Origin of the sequence: Dyadobacter sp. CY343, from assembly GCF_021390335.1 — a bacterium.
Taxonomy (GTDB): domain Bacteria; phylum Bacteroidota; class Bacteroidia; order Cytophagales; family Spirosomataceae; genus Dyadobacter.
Window position 1 is genome coordinate 898,602 of the sequence record NZ_JAJUXK010000004.1, and the last position, 23,631, is coordinate 922,232.

The window sequence follows — 23,631 nt, forward strand, 5'->3', positions numbered from 1 at the left end:
GGTCTATCTGACGGGCTGAAATATTGAAACCGGCATATTATTACGCGCAACAAGCCAAAAAATTTCGCCGTTTTTAGTAATCGGCTTAATATCCCGCACTTCTCCGTCGAGCAGAAAACCACTTCCAACCGCAGATACGGACTTGAACTTCCCTTTTCCTTCATTCAATAACACCAGCCCGTAACTAGAATCGTACCGGCCCTGATAGGTACTCACGCCCAGGTAATTACCGCCGCCGAGCAGATCAGGCTTACCATCTTTATTGATATCAGCGACCGCAAATGCAAACATTTTAGAAACCTGGGCAGCAGAAGGCAGATCGTGAATAGCAAAACTTCCGCCTTTGTTTTCAATATAAACCGATTCAAATTTCTCCACTTCCAGCAACCGCGCGTCGCGCAGTTCTTCCGGCTTGAAAATTTCATCTATCGTCTTGCCAGCGAAGGTTTTATAATCTGTAAAACGCTTGTTGATAATCGAAGGAATGCGCTTTCCGAGCTCGTCTTTGAATGCAATAGGATACCATTTTCTATCCACACTATACGCGACTACCTGTTCGAGGCCCTGGTTGTTGTCAAAATCCTTTACCCACATTTTCAAACGAGAATCAGCACGTTTTCGGAATTTTGTATTGCTGCCAATATTACCTGCAACAAGGTCAATATCACCGTCCTGATCAAAATCGGCAGCTTGAATGCATTGCCAGAAGCCGGCAGGAACCTTGTATTGATCCGCTTTTTTCAGTCGCCCTTTTTTATTCAAAAATATAGTTACCGGCATCCAGTCGCCTGCCACTACCAGATCGGCTACTTTATCACCGTCGATATCCGCCCAAAGCGCGTCGGTAACCATGCCGATCTGCAACAGTTCCTGAGCAAGATTTTTGGTTTGATCAGAGAAATTCCCTTTCCCTTCGTTGATCAATATATAGGAATTCGCAGCCTTTCCATAATTGAATCCTACTACTCTCCCGCCGACAAACAGATCCAGATCTCCATCATTATCAATATCAAAAGGCTTTACGCACGATTTATTGACAAGCATCTGAGGTAATGCTTTTACATTTCTTTTAAAATTCCCTTTTCCGTCGTTGAAATACAGCCTATCGTTCTGCTGGGGCATATTCCCGTAAAATTCATTTCCGCCCGACACTACGTACAGATCCTGAAAACCATCCTTATCTGCATCAAAAAACACCGCTTCAATATCCTCAAACGTAGAATCTGCCCGAAAATCCGCCTGCCTGCTCAAAGCAAATGCGCCGGCTTTTGTTTGCAGGTACAATTCGCCCGCTTGCCATTTGCCTCCGCCCACAAACATATCTTCCAGCCCATCTCCATTCACGTCAGCAACCGCTATTTTCGGTCCTTCGGTAGAAACCATAAATGGCATTAAGCTTTCGCGATAAAAATCAAAATACAGGTTTTCAGCATGTTTGTAAGGTATTTTAAACTGATCTGTCACATTTGTAAAAAGCGTTGCGGGCGCCGGTTCAACAAGCTGCTGGTTATTTTTCAATGTAGAACTTGCCGGTTCGTATTTGATTTTAAGCAGCTGGTTGGTTTTAACCCGGGTCAAAATCTGCTCGCGCTGATCGGGCCAAACTATAATCACTGAATCGATAACCGTCTCTTTTCCAATACCAAAATGCAAAATCGGCTCACTCGAAGACTCGAAGCCCCGCGTGTTCGAAAGCTGCTGCATCTGAATGCTGCCTTTTTGTTTCAAAACCGCCTTCGCGCCTATTGCAGAAGTATTCTGAGGATACCCTTCCAGCTTGAAACGGAGGTACCCATTTCCTGAAACCGTATTGGATTGATTCTGGTAAAATACCGAAGGTTCGTTCAGGTTATTGATCACAAGATCCAGGTCGCCGTCGTTATCCAGATCCGCATAAGCCGCTCCATTCGACAGCGAAGGCGTTTCAAAACCCCAGCTGGCCGACTTATCTTCAAAAACCGGCCCGGTGGAGCCTTTATAAATGTAGTTATGCACTTTGCCTTCAGGCATCATTTCCAGCGCCTTTTTGTCCAGCTCCATTGAAGTTTCAGACGCGTAACGCAGCGAATCATCTGCCGCATATTTGGCATAATCCAGGTTGTTGGGCCGGTGGGCGATTCCGTTGCTTACAAAAAGATCTTTGATCCCGTCATTATCATAATCAGCCAGCAGCGGCGACCAGCTCCAATCTGTTGCAGCCAATCCCGCCATCGCACCAACTTCGATAAATTTTTTACCAAACTGATTAATTTGCAAACAGTTGCGACTCAGCTGCGGCATATAACCAAATGAAAGTTTGTATAGATAAATGTCCAATGCATCTTCCCCTATCGACGATTTCTCAATTGCCTCATCCTCCGGGTACATATCGAGCGTCATGATATCGGGATACCCATCGTTATTCACATCGGCAATATCATTCCCCATCGAATACCTGCTCGTGTAGCGGAACATTTCGCTGCTTTTATTGGTAAAAGTGCCATTTCCGTTGTTGATGTAGCAATAATCGTCTTCGTGAAAATCGTTGGAAACATAAATATCGTCCCAGCCGTCGTTGTTCAGGTCCGCTATTCCAATTCCCAAACCGTACCCCATTGCAGCGCCATATATTCCTGCTTTCTCACTTACATCCTCAAATTTCACGGCCCTTTCAGGAGTAACCTTTGTATTGCTGACCTTACTTTCATATAGATAATCGCCAGCTTCATTATTGCGTAAATGCCTGGTACTTACGCGATCATAACTGCGCGACGTGTGCACGGCGTGGTTCAAGAGGTAACAATCGAGATCTCCGTCCTTGTCGTAATCAAAGAACACAGCCTGGGTGGAAAATCCTGTAAAATCCAGCCCGTATTCCGCGGCTTTCTCTGTGAATGTAAGATCTCCGTTATTGATATAGAGCTCATTAGCTCCTTCCATTCCTCTGAAATTCCCGACGGCAGAAACGTAAATATCCAGTAGTCCGTCGCCGTTTATATCCGCCATGGTAACCCCGGTCTGCCAGTCAGAAAAACCTTCCACACCCGCTTTTTCGGAAATGTCCTCAAACTTAAAATTGCCTCTATTGAGGTACAACTTGTTTTTTCCCTGGTTCGACACAAAGTATACGTCGGCAAGTCCGTCGTTGTTAATATCGCCTGTCGCAACTCCGCCACCATTATAAAAATAGAGGTAGTCCATCAGGTTTACTTTTTCATTACCCACCACGGTATTGGTAAATGCAACGCCCGTCGCGGCAGAATCTTTCACCGCAAACATGGGCTTTTCCACTTCCTTTTTATCCGACTTGCACGCCTGAAAAAACACACTTGCCGCGAAAACTATCAATGCTATTTTCTTCATTTCGATGCTAATCCCGGACGAGAAGTTACCTTTTTCCCGCTTACCGGCCTGAATACCTGAATTTTACTATTGTTGTTTCCAACCACGATTTGGCCCTGGCTTAACTGGCGCATTTGCCGTACCTGATTTTCCGTCCACAAACCCGTTTCCGAAGGCATTACCGCCTTAAAATCCCCTTTACTATTACTCAATATCAGCCCTTTGAGCGCATCATACCTGCCGATCTCGGGTAAAACGTTGTAGTAATTCCCCGCAATGATTAGGTCTAGGGTTCCGTTTTTGTCATAATCCGTCGGGATGATTGCGTGGACGGGAGATAATTGCGCCAGTGGAGGCAAAGGTTTGAAAGTGAATGCTGTTCCCTTATTGTTATTAATAAAAATTGCAGATTCAGGCATAAAAACCTCTTTCTTCACCGCCGTTTCCAGATCTTTTTTATCAATCACATCTTCGATTTTCTTGTCCGCATACTGCTCAAACTTCACAAATTTCTTCTTCAAGGAAGGCATTGCCCGCAGCAGATCGGGTTTCATTACCATCGGAAATAGCTCGCCCGTCTCATCAGGACAAGTGATGATCTGCTTGGTAATGCCATTGTTGTCAAAATCCTTTACATACATTTCAACCGGCTTTTCCTGATTGGCTTTCAACCGGGAATTCAACCCCAAATTCCCGCCGATAATATCCAGATCGCGGTCGCCGTCCACGTCAGCCACTGCGACAGTATTCCACCAGCCGTTTGTTTTAACCGGGTTACCCGCTTCATTTTTAAATTCCTGTTTGCCCAGATCAAGCTTTCCCCGGTTATTTTTAAAAACAGTAACCGGCATCCAGTCGCCTACCGCAATGAGTTCTGGGTAAGTGTCTCCGTCGAGGTCGGCCCAAATTGCGTCTGTTATCATCCCCAGCTGCTCAACTTGCGAAATATATCTTTTGGTGTAATTCTTGAAATTTCCGGTCCCATCGTTGGTCAGCAAATAGCTTGGCGGATCGATACCATATTGCCCCGACTTCAATCTCGACCCGATAAAAATATCCTGGTCACCATCCCTATCATAATCCGCCACTGCAATGCAGGATGCATTAATTTTTAAGCCTGGCAAACCGTTACTTTTCGAAAAACCGCCTTTCCCATCGCCCAGAAACAACTTTGGCTGCAATATATCATCGTCATCTTTAAACTCGTTACTGCCCGACACGATCAGCAAATCCATATTCCCGTCCTGATTGGCGTCGAAAAAGGCCGCATCAGAAACCTCCATTTCGGCTTCATTTTTCAAGATATCGGGTGTTACTTCAGCAAAAGTACCGTTAGATTTTTGGCGGTAAAGCCTGCCTCCCTGCCCCGACGCTCCGCCGATAAAAACGTCGTCAAGCCCGTCTTTATCCACGTCACCAGTCGCCAGTCCAGGCCCGAGCCGCGAATACATTTGTTTCACCAGCGGATTCTGATTGTAATCCACATATTCCGCCTCTTTATGCGTGAAATCAATTCCGCCGGCTGTCAACTCTTCAAAGCTTTCCAAGCCTTTTTCACTACGTATCCTCCACGGCTCAGATGCGTCTGTTTGGTTTAATGTGTAGGTAGAGTCGGCCGATATCTTTTTGATAATCTGCTCTTTATCATTTGGCCAAACTACTCTGACTGAGTCAATAGCAGAATTACTACCCAATCCGAAAACGAGCCGCAGATCGACAGAAGACTCAAAACCGCGATTTGGCATTTGTTGCAGCATCTGCGTTTTGTCCGATTGGTGCACATATATTTTCGCCCCTATCGCATTCACATTTCCCTGGTCGCCATTTAGTTTGAATTTCACATAATGAAAATCCTTCCGTTCATTTGACCGGTTTTTATATACAAAAAGCTGACTGTTCACATTATTCACGATCAGGTCGAGGTCGCCGTCATTGTCCAGATCTCCATAAGCCGCTCCATTTGAAAATGAGGGTGTATTGAGTCCCCAATCTTCCGAATGGTTTGCAAAGGACAGGTTGCCATTATTTCGAAAAGCATAGTTGGCGAGCGGCTCGGATGGCATTTTATCAAGGAACATCTTATAGTCAAACTTCCTTGTCCGGCTCACTTCTGCAATATTCGAAGGGTCGGCCAGGAACGCGACAAAATCCTGATTAGTCAGATCTTTGTTAATGCCGTTTGCCACAAAGATATCCTTCTGCCCGTCCGCATCCATATCAAAAATCAATGCACCCCAGCTCCAATCGGTGGCGTGGGTACCCGTAAATCTGGCAATTTCACTGAACCACGTTTTCCCGTCGGGCCCGCCTGACTGGTTGAGCTGCAATGTATTTTGCATGTATTGGTGATGAAAATCACGTGACACTTTAAGCTCGAAAAGGTCGTAACCTTCGTAAGTAGAGGTCAGTTTCAGCCGCCGGTCAATACCGGGCAGCATATCGGTCACATATATATCCAGCTTCCCGTCGTTGTTGATATCCGCAATATCGGCTCCCATTGAAGACAGGCTAGTATGCTCCATCGCCGACTGTATTGATTCTGTGAATGTCCCGTCGTGATTATTGATGTAAAGGTAATCGTGCTCGTAAAAATCGTTGGAAATGTACAGATCGAGCCAGTTATCATCGTTCACATCTCCGATCGTAATTCCCAGCCCGAAGCCGATCAGACTACCGTAAATACCCGCAGCCTCACTGATATCTGTAAAACTTTTGCCGTCATTCCTGAATAGCTTGTGGCCGCCCTCTTTATCGCGCTGGTTGCGGATATTGGCATAAGCCAGCCGACCCACGGGCGTGAAGCTATTATTGAGCAGGAACATATCCAGATCGCCGTCCTTATCGAAATCGAAAAATGCGGCGTGCGTTGAATATCCGCCGTCGGCGAGTCCGTATTCCTTCGCCTGGTCAGTAAATGTACCGTCGCCTTTATTGATAAAAAGCTCATTGGCGCGTTCCTCGGATCGACCTGCATTACAAACGTACAAGTCGAGCAGCCCGTCTCCGTTCACATCGGCAAAAGTCGCTCCCGTACTCCACGATTTTGTTCCGGCCACACCTGCTTTGGCTGTAATATCTTCAAACTGAAAGTTTCCCTTGTTTAGGAAAAGCTTATTGTCGCCCTGATTGGCTATCAGATATACATCGGGTAGGTTATCATTATTAATATCGCCGATCGCAACTCCTCCGCCATTGTAGAAATTACGGTAATTGAAAATATTAAATTCCTCGCTGTTTGTGATCGTATTTTCAAAAGCAATACCCGTTTCTGAGGAAGACATTTCCTGAAAAAGTGTATTCTTTTTTTCATTTTTTGAACACCCTGAAAAAATTATAACACCTAGCGCACAAACCGAAAGTCCCTTACTGATCTTGATCATCGGAGGTAAAAAATCATTGTTGCTTCTGACGAAGAAACTATCACATTATGTAAATTAAAACAGGAGCAGCTTGGAAATAAGCTTGCTCCTGTCAAAGATGATTATAATTAAAGAAAATCAGTAACCCGGGTTCTGTTTCAGATTTGGGTTAAGCTGCAATTGTGACAAAGGAATCGGAAAGATATTCCTGAATACAGGCGAAGCGGTTTTAAACTGCCACGCTTTGTTGAACTGTCCAAAGCGGATCAGATCCTGACGACGGGTGTATTCCCAGGCCATTTCAAAGCCTCTTTCTGCGAGCAATCCGTCCAGTGTAAGCGTCGTAACCGGCGTAGTACCAGCTCTTTCGCGGATAATATTCACATCTTTGATCGCATCAGCAGTTTTTCCAAGACGAAGATTAGCTTCTGCACGCAACAGATAAGCGTCACCCAAACGGAAAATTACAAAGTCGTTATCCTGATCATTACTTGCTCCGTTTCGTTGGATCTCATATTTCTGGCTTCGCGCACCTGCAAGTCTTGCAACAGGTCCGGCTGCCATTTCGAAAGCTGGAATTTCAGGAGTAAAAATGAATGGTTTTCCGTCGTCTGTAAGCGGCTTACCGTCTGACGAAAACTGCTGTCCAACGATCCACATATTCTTGCGATTATCCCCTTCCTTGAATGAGTTGTAAAACTCTGTCGCAGTACAGTATCCGTTCCATGGTGCCTGCGGCGTATTGTAAGTCAACTGGCTCAGATAGTGGAGCGTACGCATATTCATATTAAACCCTCCTCTCTTTGATGCATCGTAAGGAACCGCCAGGATATTCTCTTTTGAAGACTGGTTTTGCGTCGAGAAGTTGCTGAAAAAGTCAGCTGACAAAGCGTATTTCCCGGAGTTGATGATAATATCACATTCCGCCTTTGCTTCTGCCCACTTCGGTGTACCTGTATATACTTCTGCATTAATATACAGTTTAGCCAGGGTCATATCTGCCACGTACTTATTAAAGCGACCGTAATAAGCGCCACCCGTAGTTTCGCTCAGGTTTGGATAAACTTCTTTCAGTTCCTTCTCAATCCAGGCAAATACTTCCGCTCCTGTTTTCTGGGTAGGACCGTCACCGCCAAGTTTGTCGGCGATAATAACATTACGGAAGTGATCAAGTAATATATAGTGGTAAAACGCACGCAACGCACGCAGTTCCGACTTCGTAGCAACGTCCGTAATTTCCGGATTATTCAACTGTTGATTGATCGAGGTAATGGCATTATAGCACCAAGTCCACATACCATTAAATTTATCATCGTCACCAAGTGGTGTCCACGAATGTTGCTTCAAACGTTTCCAGGCGTCACTATCCTTCCAGTCACCACCTCGGGTAGGGATTACCTGCTCGTCAGTAACCGTATTAAATTCTGCATACCTTCCGAAATAATCACCCAGCGAACTATAAAGTGGCCCAAGTAGTGCCGCCTGTTGCTGTGGCGTAGAACCAAATTGATCCGTCGGAATTACGTCAAAGGGTGTTTCAGTGAGATCAGTACATGCCTGGCCGCTCAGAAGTAATGCGGAGCCAAGTAATATATGTTTTACTTTGAGTTTCATTTGAATTTTCATTTTAAGTTTGGACGAATCGGCTGACTTGTTAGCACAACCCTACTCGGTCATATCAGAATGTCAGGTTAACTCCCAACTGGAATGTACGTGTCTTAGGATAAATACCGGTTGCATCCAGACCCAAGCTGTTCGGAGCTGAGATATCATTGTTAAAATCTCCCTTCACTTCAAGCTCAGGATCTACCCCACGGTATTTTGTAATGATAAACAGGTTATTTCCACCCAGGTAAATGCGTGCGTTGCTCAGGTATTTGCTTTCCAAGGTTACGTTATAACCAACCTGCCAGTTGTCGAGCCTAATATAAGTCGCCTTTTCGAGCCAGTAATCAGACAAAGCATTAGTACTGAAGTTACCAGGAAGTTCTCTTACACTTTCCAACATATTGGTTTCCAGGATAGATCCAGGGATAGAAAGGTTAGAGCGCAGGTTGTTTAGAATACTGTTTCCAAATACTCCTCTCAGCTGAAAGCTAAGGTCAAACTTCTTGTAAGCTACGCTGTTAATCCACGCGCCGGTTACGTAAGGCTGCGGGTTATCTTTAAATCCTAACTTAGCCTTCGCAGGGTCTGTCACCGGTGTTGCACCCTCTGCTTGTTCCAGCAACATCTGTCCTTTATCGTCAAACCCAACAAAGTGACCTACGTTGTTGAACGAGCCAAGTGGAAGTCCGGGTGTAAGGATGGAAGCATATACGTTGGAAAGACCGCGGCCTCCGAATGCATTAAACCGAATGATACCTGAATCAAAATCATCACTTTTCAGATTGATAATCGAGTTCTTAATATAAGATCCTGTCAAACGGCTGGTCCATGTGAAATTATCAGTCTCAACAACATTTCCTCCAAACGAAAGCTCGATACCTTTGTTGCTCATCTCTCCTACGTTAGCCCAGATGAAGTTGGTGAAGTATTTTACACCATCCGCAGGAACCGAATATTTGTAAAGCATATCATTGGTTCTCTTGTCAAAAACATCAACCGATCCTGAGAAGCGACCGTTTACGAACTGGAAGTCAAGACCTAAGTTTGTTTGAGAAACAACTTCCCATTTCAGGTTAGGGTTTGTATTCTGTGTGATCGCGTATCCAGGAAGGAAGTTGTTGATACTACCGTCATAATAAGATGTAGTTGGTCCGTATAACTGAAGTGATTGATAGGGTACCAATCCTTCCGAGTTTCCGGTTTTACCCCAGCTCGCACGCAGTTTCAAATAATTGAATGCTTCTGATTTCGGGAAGAAAGATTCGTCAGAAATTGTCCAACCTGCCGCAACCGACGGGAAAAGCCCCCATTTGTTGTTTGCTCCGAATTTCGAACTTCCGTCGTAGCGAAGTGTCGCTGTCAGGTTGTATTTGTCGTTAAAATTTAAAGTACCTCTACCGAAGAAAGATGCCAGAGAAGTTTGGTTTCTGTATGAACTTACATACCCTGTTTTTGGAAGAATTAATGATCCGGATCCTAGTCCAAGGTTATCATAACCCAATCCAGTTGCAACAAACTGTGTGTTATTCGCGCCGAATCCATCTCTAACAATATTCTGGTAGGAATAACCGCCAAGAAGTGAAAAGTTGCTTCCTTTATCACCAAAACCTTTTAAATAAGTAGCTGTCAGTTCCAGAAGCTTGTCGTTTTCCTGACCCAGGTTCCTAGAAGCCTCTCCGTTTGTAATCTGAAAAGCTTTCACAGACCTATCTCGTGCCCGGCTTGTTACTTCCTGATCGTTTTTAAGAGCGCCGTTCACGCCAAGGATCAATCCGCTTAAAACTTCGTATTTCAGATTGACTGCTCCAACCAATGTATTTTTCTGACGCCCGAACACTTCGTTTTCCAACATTGCAACCGGGTTGTTCAGGTCAAATGCACCTGGGATCTCGTAGTGGGAACCATCTGCATTCCGTACAGGAAGCGTAGGAAGGAACAAAGTGGCGTTTGCCAGGATACCTCCGTCAGTCAGATCAGAATTTGTATTGGTATAAGACAAGCTGTACTGAATGTTCAACCTGTTGTCAAGCGCTTTCTGATCAAGATTAATACGGCCCGTCAAACGATCAAATCCCGTATTTTTAATGATACCCTGACGTTTTGTATAGTTTACAGAGCCCCGGTAAGAGAATGTAGGCGAACCACCGGAAACCGCAAGGTCGTGGCTGTTTGTGAAACCGCTGCGTGAAATTTCATCCCACCAGTCGGTATTATGAAAGCCGCCACTAGCATCGCGTGGAAAACGCTGGCTATCTAATAGTGAGGAATCACCTTTAATGCGCTGTACCTCAGAAACATAACCAGGACCATCAAGTAATTTCAGGTTATTCGAGATCACATCCACACCCACATAGTTATTGAATGACACTGTTGCGCGACCCGATTTTCCACGTTTGGTTGTAATAATGATAACACCATTCGCAGCACGTGAACCGTAGATCGCAGAAGCAGATGCATCTTTTAATACGTCCATTGATTCGATATCAGTAGGAGAAATGGTGCTGATCGGCACACCGATAATTCCATCCACTACATATAAAGGATCACTACCACCGGCGAGCGAAGTGTAACCACGAAGCCGCACAGTCGGGCTTGTGTTTGGGTCACCGTTTGGTTGGGTAATCGTTAAACCAGCCACACGACCCTGGATCGCCTGTAACGGGTTTGGGTTAATTCCTGCATTGAAGTCTTTCGAACTCACGGAAGTAACTGTTCCCGTCACGTCCTTTCTTCTTGCAGTACCATATCCCACAACCACCACTTCTTCCAGTGCCTTTACGTCGTCACTTAATGTTACATCGATTTTAGATTGGTTGCCAATCTCAACTTCCTTGGATGTAAAACCGATGAAGCTGAAAACGAGCGTCGAATTTGAGGGGGCGGAGATGGAATAATTTCCGTCCATATCCGAGTTAGCACCCTTTGTGGTACCTTTTACTGTGATCGAAACGCCCGGCAATCCGCTGCCTTTGCCGTCAATTACCTTGCCGGTAACCTCCACATCCTGAGCGTAAGCAATGTTTACAACAGATAAAAGCAAAACGATCAGCGTAGAAATGCCCACTTTGAGCGCGCCTGTTCTGAAAAGTCGGTTGCTTCTCCCTAGAACATCTTGATAATAAGATTCTTGAAAGGATAAATTCATCATAGGTTAGATAATTAATTTGGTATCTGTGGTCTTCTGAGGCACTCTAAATACTTATCACAAAATGTAACCGGCTAAACACTTAAAATACAACTGCTTGTTTATCTGATTATTCGTATAAATAGTTAGAGATTTTCATTACAACTCACACAAAATAATAAAAATCATTCGGATAATGCAATGCAGCGATACGGTTACATGCAATTAAAATCTGATTAATTAACGAACGCGGCAAATGCGCAAACCAACGGTCGTTTCCAGGGGACCAACCGCCTGTTAATCATTCAAAGAAATGCTGGAAATCCTAGTGGCTAGTGCGTAACTTTGCATTCCTTTTTTAGTCCAAATGCTTTTATGACACCGGTTTCTTCCGTATCCACCGACCAGCTAAATTCCTTTTCAAAGACCCTCGAAGGCGAATTGCATTACGATAATACCATGCGTACGCTTTACGCCACCGACGCTTCGGCTTACCGTGAAATGCCGCTGGCGGTTGCGATCCCGAAAACTATCGGGGATATAAAGGCTTTGATCGCGTTTGCGACGGCCAACCGGATTTCGCTGATCCCGAGGACAGCCGGGACTTCACTGGCCGGGCAGGTGGTAGGAAATGGGATCGTCGTGGACGTTTCGCGGAATTTTACTAAAATCATCGAGATCAATGCAGAGGAAAGATGGGTACGTGTTGAACCAGGCGTCGTACGCGATGAACTGAATATGGCGCTCAAACCTTACGGACTTTATTTTGGTCCGGAAACCTCGACCGCTAACCGCGCGATGATCGCCGGAATGGTCGGAAATAACTCCTGCGGCTCCAATTCGATCGTTTATGGAAGTACACGCGAACATACCTTGGAAGTAAAGGCGATCCTGGCAGACGGTTCGGACGCCGTTTTTTCCAGTATCCCGACAGCCGATTTTAATGCAATGCTGCATGATGCCGCCCGTAAAAATGGAAGCGCAAAACTTCTTGATAAAATATATCTTAAAACCAATGAAATCCTTGCTTCCGCTGAAAATCAAGCGGAGATCAGAAAGAACTTTCCAAAGCCTTCGGTAGAGCGGCGAAATACGGGCTATGCATTGGATATGCTGCTCAACATGGAACCCTACAAGGCGGGACTAGCTGAGAATGAGCCTGCTAAGGAGTTTAATATGTGCAGTCTGATCGCAGGTTCGGAAGGTACATTGTGTTTTTTAACCGAGATTAAGTTAAACCTCGTTCCGCTTCCGCCGAAGACGCAGGGGCTTGTGTGCGTGCATTGTTTCACTATTGACGAGGCGCTGAGAGCAACTATTTTGACGCTCAAATATGGTCCGCACGCGGTAGAGCTGATCGATGATTACGTGCTCGAATGTGCTGCTACCAATGCAGAACAGAAGAAAAATGCATTTTTTGTAAAAAATAAACCTGACGGTAATTTCCCCGCGATCCTGGTAGTTGACCTTTCCCGGGAAACCAAGGAGGAAGTGGAGCAACTGGCCGCAGCGATGGAGCAGGAGCTCCGCGAAGCAGGTATCGGGTTTCACTATCCTTTGCTTTTTGGAGATGATACTAAAAAAATATGGACGTTGCGTAAAGCAGGACTCGGCTTGCTGGCGAACATTCCCGGCGACGAGAAGGCGGTTGCAGTCATTGAAGATACCGCGATCGACGTTTATGACCAGCCGGAATATATCCGCGACTTTAATGAAATACTTAAAAAGCATGGAATGTCGGCTGTGCACTATGCGCATGCTGGCTCGGGAGAATTGCATTTGCGTCCTATTATCAATCTGAAAACCAGCGAAGGACACCGCCAATTCAGGATGATCGCGGAAGAAATTGCGGACCTGGTAAAAAGATACGACGGATCCCTTTCCGGCGAGCACGGCGACGGCCGTTTGCGGGGCGAGTTTATTCCTAAAATGGTGGGGCAGCACAACTACCAGCTTTTCAAGGATATCAAAAAAGCGTGGGACCCCAACAATATATTTAATCCGGGAAAAATCGTCGATACTGCGCCGATGGACACGTTTTTGCGTTACGAAGCTGACCAGAAAACGCCGGAGTTCAAGACCTATTTCCGCTTTCACGACCAGGATATTTTGCAGCACGCCGAGCAATGCAACGGTTCGGGTGACTGCCGTAAAACGCAGTTGAGCGGCGGTACCATGTGTCCCAGCTTCATGGCGACGCGGAATGAAAAGGATACCACGCGTGCAAGAGCCAATATCCTTCGCGAAATGCTCACCCGGTCGCCAAAGGAAAACCGCTTTGACAATGAAGAGATTAAGGAGGTTTATGATCTGTGCCTTGCTTGCAAGGGCTGCAAAGGCGAGTGCCCTTCCAATGTGGATGTTGCAAAGCTGAAAATGGAGTTTTTACAGCAATATCACGACGTACATGGAGTTCCGTTACGGTCGTGGCTGGTAGGTAATTTTTCTAAAATGACGGGACTGGCAAGTTATGTGCCCTGGGCTTATAATTTGGTCTTTAAAAATAAGCCGCTGCGCAAATTAGCAAATCAGATAGTTGGCTTCCACCCCGAGCGTTCAATGCCGCTTTTGCATAACACTACCCTTAAAAAGTGGTATGAAAAACGAAAAAAAGTGAATAGTGCGACTGGCAAAAAGGTCTACCTTTTCTGTGACGAGTTCACCAATTATAATGATGTTGAAATTGGCAAAAAAACCATCTTGGTTTTGGAAAAACTTGGCTACGAAGTGGTTATACCAAATCACGGACCATCGGGCAGGCCACAGCTTTCGAAAGGACTATTAAAGGACGCTAAAAAAATTGCAGAGGAAAATATCCGCCTGCTGCGAGACCTCATATCTTACGACACGCCGCTGATAGGCATTGAGCCTTCGGCCATATTGACTTTCCGCGATGAGTACCCTGACCTGGTCAGCATCGAAATGCTGGAAGATGCCAAAAAGCTGGCGCAAAATGCATTGCAGTTTGACGAATTCATTTCCCGCGAAATTGAGTTAAAAAATATTTCTAAAGATCAGTTTACCAAGGAAAAGCGGTTGATCAAGCTGCACGGACATTGCCAGCAAAAGGCGATTTCCAGTATGATACCTACAAAAAAGATGCTTTCACTTCCTGAAAACTACACGGTTCAACTGATTCCCTCCGGCTGCTGCGGAATGGCGGGCTCATTCGGGTACGAAAAAGAGCATTACGATATTTCCATGCAGATTGGCGAGCTCGTGCTTTTCCCGGCTGTTCGTCAGCAGCCCGAAGAAGTAATTATCGCCGCCCCGGGAACGAGCTGCCGCCACCAGATCCACGACGGAACCGGCAGAAAAGCATTGCATCCCGCGGAGATACTGTTTGAGGCGCTGGCGGCGGACTAATTCCGCCCCAGATTGATATTCATCGTAGTCCCGATCCGGAAAACGGTGTTTTTGTATTTGAAACCCTCAAAACTGTTGGCCACTTCAATGCGGAACGGGAAGCGGATACCTACGTCCAGACCATAACCCAGCTCCGTATAATTATCCGAAGAAGGTGTGGCAAGGTAATGCAAAAAGAAATTCTCCTTAATCCCCATAACCCGAAACCAAGAAACCTGCGTCAAAAGAAACTTGCGAAACTCGCTCAAAACATGCGCCTCCGCAAACTGCGTAGCAGTGGAATATCTGTAATAGTCGAGCATCCGGAATGTGCTCACCGGATCGCCAAACTGGAAAAAGAAGCGGTTTCCGGCGAAATGCTGATAATCCGGAAAACGGACTGACTTATCATTCAGGAACTTACCAACACCCAGCTTGTAGCTTAGCTTACTTCTCACGCCAGTTTCGAAACCGTGCTGAATGCCAATCTGGACAAAATCATAATTGACATCGCTTCCAAAAACATCGCTGATTCCTTTCCGGTAGTTAATGGATAAAATCGGAGAATCGTCATCATAAAAAGTGGTTTTCCCTCCTTTAATCCTGTATTTCTGCCACGGTTTGTAGGCGGCTGAAATACCTACTGTTACCGCCTGATGCGCATCCATTTCAAGAGAATTCGTGCCGCTTTCGTCGGTATTTTCTTCGTTAAAAGGAATATTGGAGGTAAAGGTGCGCTTGTTCCAGTCAATCCAGCTATACGGATTCATATCCCGCACATTTTGCAGCGGACGGCGGTTTGCAAATTCTATATTCGCTTTCAGCTCGAAGTGTTCGTTTTCCCTGTCGGTTTTAAAGTCCAGGCGGACGAAATCCTTTTCGTAGATTTTTACAAAATTTCTTTCCAAAAACAGGGTCGTAAAAGTGTTCAGCAGCGGATGCATAGGATGCTCACTGTTGAATTGCGAGACAGTCTGGCCACCTGAGAGGCTGAGAATGGTACGTTTCCTGCTGTAATCAATCCCACCGAATACCATTAGTTTTTGCCGCGCAAACGAATAGCGCGTCAATGCATTGAAAGACAATTGCTGCCCGGCACGCGAAGAGAGACGTTTTACATTACCATTCTGCCCGATCTGTACACCTTCCATATTCTTCTTCGGATCGCCGCCCCGGTACCGCAGCTTAAACCCACCCCCATTCAAAGCGAGCCCTTCCACTGTATTGATCTGCGCACCCAGCAACGGACTTACATAATCCAGCCTCCAAGGACTTTTTTTACCCAAACCAAAACTGGTACCCTGGATAATATCGTCAAGAAATCCTGACCCGCCTCCGCTTTTCCGCTTGCTTTTAGTAGTGTCTGCATGCGCGGTTTTCAGACTATCTTTCTGTTCGTCTGTCCCAGACTTCACCACGATGATGCTATCCAGGCGCGTGTAACTTTTCACTTCCGCCGAAGTGAGCGGCACGGTCCGGATTGAATCCCAGAATGTCATGGTACGTTTGCCGGCCATGGAATCGACCTCGGTAGAATCATTTCTGGTGAAATTGAGATCAATATCCTCCCCCTTTTCCTCCTTCTCTTTCAGATCCTGCTTTTCGTATTCCTTCATTAATTTCCGGAGATTTTTGGCCGAAAATTCCTTTTGCTTGCTCACCACTTCTTCCAGTTTCTGCGATTTGATCTCCCGGTTGCTCAACTTCACTTTCTTAGCCTCGTCCTTTTCCTTTTTACCATCCACTACCACAATATCCGGTCTGAAAGTCGGGTTGATTTTTACATTGCTGAAAGACTGCGAGATCACAAAATCGGCTTTTCCCTTCAACCCATAAATTCCTCCCCGAATGTGAAATTGCTGATTAACAGGCATCCAGACGTCCTGCACCGGACTATAAACCTGTTTGATATCAATCGTAAAACCGGTATTTACAGTTTGCAGATCGAGGCTATAAATGCTCCATTCGTTCTCGATGATCTGGATCGTGCCCCGGTAAACCCCTTCTCCCCACGAGCGCGGCGTCACTTTGATCTTATTCACCTCAATTCCATTCTCCCTGAAAGCACCGAGATATTCGAACTTATAATAGGCAAAAGCGCGCGGCGAGAGCGGAGACACTGCTTTTACAACTTCCGGCTGGTAAAAACTCGCGAGCAAATAGGCATTCGGATTGGCAAATTCCTTGTCCTGACTATTTCTGGAAGCGATCACTTTTTGTTTGTAGGTATTCGGCTGCTTGAACGTCACCATCGAAACGCTTTCATTCAATATCGGGACGCCCTTTTTAAAATTCGTCTCATTTTCAATCTCCTTTAATTCCTTTTTATACAGAAATTCCATTGGCAGATCGGTGATCACGATCGACGATTTGGAATAGGCTTTGGCTGTATAACTATCCACCTGCAACAAGTGGTAGCGGCTTTTTGCAATTGCGCGCCGCATGATCGTGTACGCCGGATCTTCACCTTTACTACCAATCCTCACTTCTCCCAGATTCAGCGCCTGTTCTTCCATCGTAAGGTCAAAAGTCTGCATTCCGCTCTCGACCGTAAAAGGTTTCATGCCCGTTTTGAATCCCAGATATTGGAAGATCACCTCATAATAGCCCGGCTTGAGGTCGAGCTGGTAGCGGCCTTCTTCATTGGAAATCGTGCTGATATTGGTCCCTTTTACGAGAATTCCGGCGAATGGAAGCGGATCGCCGTTTTTGTTCTTGATAATCCCTTTTATTCCGGTTGCGGGGGCGGCTGTTTGAGTAAAAGCCAGATTGGCAGTCAGGAATACAAGGAGTAACGCAGTGAAGTAGTTTTTGAGCATAAATGCAGCCGGTAGTGAGTAAGCGCTTTGAAAAGACAGATGCGCTTAAATCTAATCCGGTTGCATTGGAAAAAAAATAGTATTTGTGTATTTGCTAAATATCTGCAAATTCCCACGCACTCTGGTAAGCGCCAAGTTCCTCAGCATAGGCGATGAAATCTGTATAGAACGGCAACGAAGACAAAGTGGCGCTATCCCCGATCACGACAAGTTTCTTCCGCGCCCGCGTCATAGCCACATTCATCCTCCTGATATCTGACAAAAATCCGATCTCTGCCTCGGGATTACTGCGCGTCATGCTGATATACACCACATCCCGCTCCTGCCCCTGGAAACTGTCGATCGTATTCACAGCGATTTTAGAGAGATAATCTTTCAGCGCAGGCGCGTGCAACAGCTGCTCTTTCAGGATATTGATCTGCTCTTTGTAAGGCGAAATAATGGCGATTGAAGGGAATTGGGAAATATCAAGCGGCTTTTTATTTGCTTCTGTCAGCTCATTTACGAGCTGCGACAAATGTTTGAACAAAAATGCGGCTTCCTCGGGATTTGTAGAACTGGTACCCTGCAATTTTTCATCAAAACCGCAACCGGCGGTATCGATAAATGCCAGCGGAGAATCGCCAGGGAATAGTGTGCTCGTCGCTACCGATGTGTGCGCTTTTAGTTTATTTTGGTAAAAAACTTTGGAAGAAAAACCCATAATTGCCTCGTTCATACGGTATTGCTCTTCCAGTAACACTACTGCTTCCGGATGTGCTGCTACTGATTTTTCGAGCAAGGTCGTACTCAGTCCGTTCCGGGCCGCCTCGGCCGATTTGATCGTGGGCGACAGTTGCAAATGGTCGCCAGCCAGCACCAGCTTCTCCGCTTTCAATATCGGGATCCAGCAGGCCGGTTCCAGCGCCTGCCCGGCTTCATCTATTACAACGGTATGGTAATTCAAACTTCTGACCGTATAGTGGTTCGCCCCGACCAGCGTGGCGGTTACTACCTGTGTTTTAGCCAAAAGATCGTCGGTCACATATTGCTCGATGCTCGCGACTTCTTTCATGATTTTATGGGCTTCGTCAAAAAGTGCTTTCCGCTGCTCGCGCTCGGCTTTTCCAAACTGCCGCTTATATTTATGCGCCATATTTTTGTACTCGCCCGCCTGCTTTTTCAGCGCCTTAATATCTTTGATCCGACTATGCGCTGCCATTTTACTATCTAATGTAAGCGAAAGCAGCCGCTCCGAAACGCGCACGGGATTTCCCACACGCAACACTTCCAGCCCCTCTTCACTCAATTTTTCACTCAGCAGGTCCACAGCAGTATTGCTCGGCGCGACGACCAGGATCTGTTTGCGATCTTTCAGCAGCATTGCTTTAACAGCCTGCACCAAAGTAGTCGTTTTCCCGGTTCCCGGCGGACCGTGCACAATCGCCAATTCATTGGCTGACAGAATTTTATTGACAGCCTCGTTTTGTGAGGGGTTTAATTTAGGTATATCAATTTTCAGAAGTGTATCATCAAAAGAAGGAGATTTTTCGCCGGTCAAAACGCTTATTAAATGCGAATCCTTCTCACTTTCCGCACGCGCCGACGCCGTTTTCAATGCATTCTGCATTTCGTCGTAGCTATTGTCGTCAAACAACAGATCAATCCCCAGCTTTCCGTCGCGCGACCAATCGGGTAGCTCGTCGGTTTTTAATGTGATTTTGAGTCTGTTACCGCTTTGGTGTGAGATAACTCCTTCCACCCGGTCCTTCTTCGGTTCGTGGTTACTGAACAAAACGGCAGGCATTCCAAACCGTAATTGATGCGGCAGATCCTGGTGGGTTGTGCGCTCTACTTCCACAGTCAGGTAGTCGCCCCGGCTCATTTCATTTCCACGTATCGCAATAGGGTACCAGGCCAATCCATTAGCCCGGCGCTCAGACACAGACGCCATTTCCGTCATCCGGATATAAGCCTGCCTATCCTCCTCACGCTCAACTTTCAGTAAATCAAGAAGTTTCCTAAAATATTCACTCATAATTTTCATAATCTTACCAGAACCTCCTCCCCTTCCTCCATCTTCCCTTCCTCCCTTCTCCCCAACTCTTCAATGCATTACCCCGCCATCAGCACCCGCACTTACTTCCACTTTGGTAGTAATAAACCTTCTGCCGATCACCAGGATCAGCAATGCGGCCGATGCTGAGAATGCCATCGCGGCAACCATCGGAATCAGCGAAGGTACCTCAAACATACTGATCGCGACAGAAATCAAAGTGCCCATTCCCATTTGAAATGCGCCCATTAATGCGGAGGCGCTGCCGGCATTCTTCGAGAAAGGAGCCAGCGAAAGTGCTGCTGCATTCGGGAAAGTGTAACCTACGCAGCAAAGGAAGAAAAACAGAAAAACGAGTGTGAAGGTAAGTGTTAGTAACCCGCTCAGCGCGGCGATCAGGAATGCAATTCCGATAATTACCTGACAGATCAATGCAGCATTTACCACCTGCTCACTACTAAACCGCCGCAGAAAAAACGTATTCAGCTGGCTGGAACCGATAAATCCGACGGAAAGAAATGCAAAGATCCACCCGTATACTTTTTCATCCGTGTGAAAAACTTCCATAAAAACGATAGGCGAACCGGCCACATAGGCAAACAACCCCGCAAAAGCGACAGCGCCGGTGATAGAATAGGTATAAAACTGGGGCTCGCGAATTACAGCCAGGAAATTCATGATAATCGGCTTCGGTTTCAGCGACATGGATTTATCAGGCTTATAGCTGTCGGGAAGCCACAAAATCGTGGCTAGCAAAATAGCGATACCCATTCCTGTCAATATAAAAAACACCGCGTGCCAGCCGAACATAGCTGTCACATACCCGCCAACCGTAGGCGCGATCATTGGCGAAACACCCACGACGAGCAGCAAAAGAGAAAATACCTTCGCATTCTCACTAACCGGAAACAGATCGCGTACCATAGCGACAGAGGCTACCGCGGCCGCGCAGCTGCCTATTGCCTGAATGATCCGAAACACGATCAGGCCATCGATGCTCGTTGTAAATGCGCAGCCGATTGATGCAAGAATATACACAACCAAACCAATGAAAAGCGGTTTTTTACGCCCGAAACGATCGAGCAAAGGTCCGTAAAGCAGCTGCCCCAGCGATATTCCGACGAAATATCCGGAAAGTGAAAGTGATACTTTTGCGGCTGTGGTATTAAGGTCTTTGGCAATTGCTGGAAAGCCCGGCAGGTACATATCGATCGAAAACGGACCGAGTGCGGTGAGACTTCCCAGGATTAAAATCAGGAAGAAATATGTCTTTTTTGGCATTTGAACTTTGTGGTGTAGCGAAACTGTAACATGCATATACCCGAGCAGGTTCGGTGCATTGCGCTTATTGGTACAAAAAATAAGAGGCACCGGTTTCCCGAAGCCTCTCTTTTATTTCCATGACAATAGATAATGTTATGCTGCGATCCAGTTAAGCTTTTCGTAAACTTCCCTTTCGCTTTCACTTACGACGTAAGGAACTTTGTTTTTCAGATGAATGACGGTTCCCTGCCCTTTTTTAATCGGTGCTATCTTCACTACGTCGTCTCTATGGATAATAATATTAATGAGCTTTTGCCCCAACAATTGAAATGTACCTGACTGTACCATGTCTCTTACTAACGAAAAATTAAACTTTATGCAATTCCACTTACAGTACCCCCCGATTTCATATACAGCAAAAAGTAGTCTTTCGAAATAGGGAAATATCCCAAATCAGTTCTGTTACTTGATTGCAGGAAATCTGCAATTTCTTTCTGAGCATCTGTTTCATTAATGGCACCTGTTACCGTAAGTACTGCGCCTGGCTTTAAAGTATTGATTGCGTTGTTACCTAATGAAGCTACCATATTTGATATTGATTTTCGAGTGGAATATCTGCTGTGAAATTGTTTTCGAAAAGCTTTATTAAAAAGATGTGCCAGATTCCCGGCAAGTGAGGTATGCAGAACCCAAATGTTGAGTCCGGCAGTAGTGATTCAATCATTCTTGGATAAGTAATTAACTGAATTCAAACAGGTTACAAAACGAAAAAAAATTTATACTTTTCTCTGAAAAAGTGAGATTATGCTGGCTTGCTGTGTAAAAATGTGGTCGGTGGAAGGAGCGTTTGTGTTGTCCGCGGATTGGAATCCAGGGTACAGTTCGCTTTTCATAGTTGGTAATTTACCAACTCTACCGCCATTGTTGGTGTTGTCACCAACGAACATGCGGCGACGCCTTTTCGCCGAAGGCACGGATTTTGAATGCATTGGCTATTGAAATCAGCCGAGCAACAATTATGAGAGCTATTTGGTCAGGAGCCATTGGATTTGGCCTTGTTAGTATCCCCGTCAAACTTTTCAGTGCAACGCAGGGCAGCGAGCTGGACCTTGATATGCTGGATAAAAAAGACCACGCCAATATCAAATTCCACCGCGTGAATGCAAATACCGGCAAGGAAGTCCAGTGGGAAAATATCGTGAAAGGCTACAAGGTAGAAGACGATTATGTGATCCTGGACGATAAGGATTTTGAAAAGGCTAGCCCCGAAAAAAGCAAAATCATCGAGATCGCCGAGTTCGTCAACGAAAAGGATATTGACAGCATTTACTATGAAACCCCCTATTACCTGCAACCCGAAAAATCTGGCGCGAAACCTTACGCATTGCTGCGCGATGCATTGAAAAAGACAGGGAAAGCCGGGCTTGGAACTTACGTTCTCCGCAACCGCGAAAGCCTGGTATTAATCAAGCCCGCAGGGGATTTGCTGATACTCAATAAAATTCGTTTCGCCGAGGAGATCCGAGATTCCGAGGAACTGAATATCCCGGATATTAAAGTAAAACCTGCCGAAATGAATATGGCGGTGCAGCTCATCGAGCAGCTGACCACCGATTTCGACATTTCGAGATACAAGGATACCTACAATGAAAACCTGCTGAAACTGATCATGGCCAAGGCGAAAGGCAAGAAACCTGCTACGCCGAAAATGAAAATCGTACATTCGAAGAGCAAGGATTTGATGGCGCAGCTGAAAGAAAGTTTGAGCGCACCGAAACGAAAAGCTTCCTGATATGAAAAAGCAAGCGGAACTTACCAACCTCGACAAAATATACTGGCCCGACGAAAAGATCACGAAGGGGGATCTGCTGGAATATTACAGTAAGATCGCACCGTATATTTTACCTTATCTCAAAAACCGCGCACTCTCCCTGCGGCGACAGCCCAACGGGATTACGGAGCCCGGCTTTTTTCAAAAAGACGCAGGAGATTCAGCGCCCGACTGGGTGAAAACGGTGGAGATACATGCTGAATCCACGGATAAAATGGTAAACTACCTCGTTTGTAATGATGTGGAAAGTTTGCTGTATGTGGCCAATCTGGGCTGCATTGAAATGAATCCCTGGAACTCGACCGTCAATAAGCTGGAATACCCAGATTACATCGTCATGGATATTGATCCTTCTCCTAAAAACACTTTTGAAGAGGTAATCGAGGTAGCGCTGGCGATTAAGGAAATACTGGATAAGATCGGCTATGAAGGTTTTTGCAAGACAAGCGGGTCTCGGGGATTGCATGTTTATATTCCTTTCAATAAAAAATACAACTACGACGAAGCACGCGATTTTGCCGAAATCATGGCTAGTATGGTCACCGAAATGCTGCCCGGCATTACAACCTTGGAAAGGTCTCTGGCCAAAAGAAAGAAAAACCACATTTACGTCGATTATCTCCAAAACAGGATCGGGCAGACGCTTGCCTGCGCGTACAGCATAAGACCAAAACCCGGCGCCACTGTGTCGACCCCGCTGGAATGGAAAGAGGTCAAAAGCGGCCTGAAAACCAGCGATTTTACAATCAAAAATATTTTGCAGCGGGTGGAGGAAAAAGGCGATCTGTTCAAAGGTGTGCTGGGTAAAGGTATTGACATTAAGAAAGCGCTTCAAAAGCTGGAAAACATGCACGAAGCGGATTAAACCGCGGTGCAATGCCGATTTTATTAGGAGTTGAGTTGAAGTAATATTTATTTTAATGCTT

General features: G+C 45.8%; 12 protein-coding genes. 3 read left to right on the forward strand and 9 right to left on the reverse strand.

Annotated elements, in window-relative coordinates:
- Nucleotides 1–3: 3 nt before the first annotated feature.
- From LZG94_RS15820 to LZG94_RS15835, 4 genes are all read right to left on the reverse strand, one after another.
- Nucleotides 4–3,342, reverse strand: a complete 3,339-nt coding sequence (locus LZG94_RS15820; RefSeq protein WP_233792816.1) for a VCBS repeat-containing protein — start codon at nt 3,340–3,342, stop codon at nt 4–6.
- Nucleotides 3,339–6,602: a VCBS repeat-containing protein gene (locus LZG94_RS15825; RefSeq protein WP_233792817.1), complete on the reverse strand. Its 3,264-nt coding sequence runs from the start codon at nt 6,600–6,602 to the stop codon at nt 3,339–3,341. The genes LZG94_RS15820 and LZG94_RS15825 overlap by 4 nt, the downstream gene beginning before the upstream one ends.
- A gap of 216 nt (nt 6,603–6,818) precedes the next feature.
- The gene (locus tag LZG94_RS15830) at nt 6,819–8,294 is read right to left on the reverse strand and encodes a RagB/SusD family nutrient uptake outer membrane protein (RefSeq protein WP_233792818.1); all 1,476 of its coding nucleotides are present in this window, start codon (nt 8,292–8,294) and stop codon (nt 6,819–6,821) included.
- Nucleotides 8,295–8,358: 64 nt separating this feature from the next.
- Nucleotides 8,359–11,436 carry a TonB-dependent receptor gene (locus LZG94_RS15835; RefSeq protein ID WP_233792819.1) on the reverse strand — a complete coding sequence of 1,026 codons (3,078 nt, stop codon included), beginning with the start codon at nt 11,434–11,436 and terminating at the stop codon, nt 8,359–8,361.
- Nucleotides 11,437–11,787: 351 nt separating this feature from the next.
- On the opposite strand from LZG94_RS15835, the gene LZG94_RS15840 reads away from it, so the two are divergent.
- Complete coding sequence (locus tag LZG94_RS15840) at nt 11,788–14,778, forward strand: FAD-binding and (Fe-S)-binding domain-containing protein (protein ID WP_233792820.1); 2,991 nt, start codon at nt 11,788–11,790, stop codon at nt 14,776–14,778.
- On the opposite strand, the gene LZG94_RS15845 is transcribed toward LZG94_RS15840, so the two are convergent.
- From LZG94_RS15845 to LZG94_RS15865, 5 genes are all read right to left on the reverse strand, one after another.
- A complete protein-coding gene (locus tag LZG94_RS15845; protein ID WP_233792821.1) occupies nt 14,775–17,576 on the reverse strand; it encodes a DUF5686 and carboxypeptidase regulatory-like domain-containing protein in 2,802 nt (933 codons plus the stop codon). The two genes, LZG94_RS15840 and LZG94_RS15845, sit on opposite strands and share 4 nt — an antisense overlap.
- Before the next feature lie 94 nt (nt 17,577–17,670).
- On the reverse strand, nt 17,671–19,593 hold the full coding sequence (locus tag LZG94_RS15850; protein ID WP_233792822.1) for an AAA domain-containing protein: 1,923 nt from the start codon (nt 19,591–19,593) through the stop codon (nt 17,671–17,673).
- Between the two features lie 69 nt (nt 19,594–19,662).
- Nucleotides 19,663–20,892 carry a multidrug effflux MFS transporter gene (locus tag LZG94_RS15855; protein WP_233792823.1) on the reverse strand — a complete coding sequence of 410 codons (1,230 nt, stop codon included), beginning with the start codon at nt 20,890–20,892 and terminating at the stop codon, nt 19,663–19,665.
- 135 nt (nt 20,893–21,027) lie between these two features.
- A complete protein-coding gene (locus LZG94_RS15860; protein WP_215234480.1) occupies nt 21,028–21,222 on the reverse strand; it encodes a hypothetical protein in 195 nt (64 codons plus the stop codon).
- Between the two features lie 26 nt (nt 21,223–21,248).
- Nucleotides 21,249–21,461 carry a hypothetical protein gene (locus LZG94_RS15865; protein WP_215234479.1) on the reverse strand — a complete coding sequence of 71 codons (213 nt, stop codon included), beginning with the start codon at nt 21,459–21,461 and terminating at the stop codon, nt 21,249–21,251.
- Between the two features lie 431 nt (nt 21,462–21,892).
- Here LZG94_RS15865 and LZG94_RS15870 point away from each other — a divergent pair, with 431 nt between their 5' ends.
- Entirely contained in the window at nt 21,893–22,666 is a 774-nt protein-coding gene (locus LZG94_RS15870; protein ID WP_215234476.1) for a Ku protein, read from the forward strand.
- A 1-nt stretch (nt 22,667) separates the two neighbouring features.
- Nucleotides 22,668–23,570 (forward strand): non-homologous end-joining DNA ligase, encoded by a 903-nt coding sequence (gene ligD, locus LZG94_RS15875; protein ID WP_233792824.1) that lies wholly within the window; start codon nt 22,668–22,670, stop codon nt 23,568–23,570.
- Nucleotides 23,571–23,631 lie beyond the last annotated feature (61 nt).

What these genes read in the sequence shown, in the direction of transcription:
- LZG94_RS15820 (WP_233792816.1), bottom strand. Translation starts at nt 3,342, where the DNA reads ATGAAGAAAATAGCATTGATAGTTTTCGCGGCAAGTGTGTTTTTTCAG.
- LZG94_RS15825 (WP_233792817.1), bottom strand. Translation starts at nt 6,602, where the DNA reads ATGTCTTCCTCAGAAACGGGTATTGCTTTTGAAAATACGATCACAAAC.
- LZG94_RS15830 (WP_233792818.1), bottom strand. Translation starts at nt 8,294, where the DNA reads ATGAAACTCAAAGTAAAACATATATTACTTGGCTCCGCATTACTTCTG.
- LZG94_RS15835 (WP_233792819.1), bottom strand. Translation starts at nt 11,436, where the DNA reads ATGATGAATTTATCCTTTCAAGAATCTTATTATCAAGATGTTCTAGGG.
- LZG94_RS15840 (WP_233792820.1), top strand. Translation starts at nt 11,788, where the DNA reads ATGACACCGGTTTCTTCCGTATCCACCGACCAGCTAAATTCCTTTTCA.
- LZG94_RS15845 (WP_233792821.1), bottom strand. Translation starts at nt 17,576, where the DNA reads ATGCTCAAAAACTACTTCACTGCGTTACTCCTTGTATTCCTGACTGCC.
- LZG94_RS15850 (WP_233792822.1), bottom strand. Translation starts at nt 19,593, where the DNA reads ATGAGTGAATATTTTAGGAAACTTCTTGATTTACTGAAAGTTGAGCGT.
- LZG94_RS15855 (WP_233792823.1), bottom strand. Translation starts at nt 20,892, where the DNA reads ATGCCAAAAAAGACATATTTCTTCCTGATTTTAATCCTGGGAAGTCTC.
- LZG94_RS15860 (WP_215234480.1), bottom strand. Translation starts at nt 21,222, where the DNA reads ATGGTACAGTCAGGTACATTTCAATTGTTGGGGCAAAAGCTCATTAAT.
- LZG94_RS15865 (WP_215234479.1), bottom strand. Translation starts at nt 21,461, where the DNA reads ATGGTAGCTTCATTAGGTAACAACGCAATCAATACTTTAAAGCCAGGC.
- LZG94_RS15870 (WP_215234476.1), top strand. Translation starts at nt 21,893, where the DNA reads ATGAGAGCTATTTGGTCAGGAGCCATTGGATTTGGCCTTGTTAGTATC.
- ligD (WP_233792824.1), top strand. Translation starts at nt 22,668, where the DNA reads ATGAAAAAGCAAGCGGAACTTACCAACCTCGACAAAATATACTGGCCC.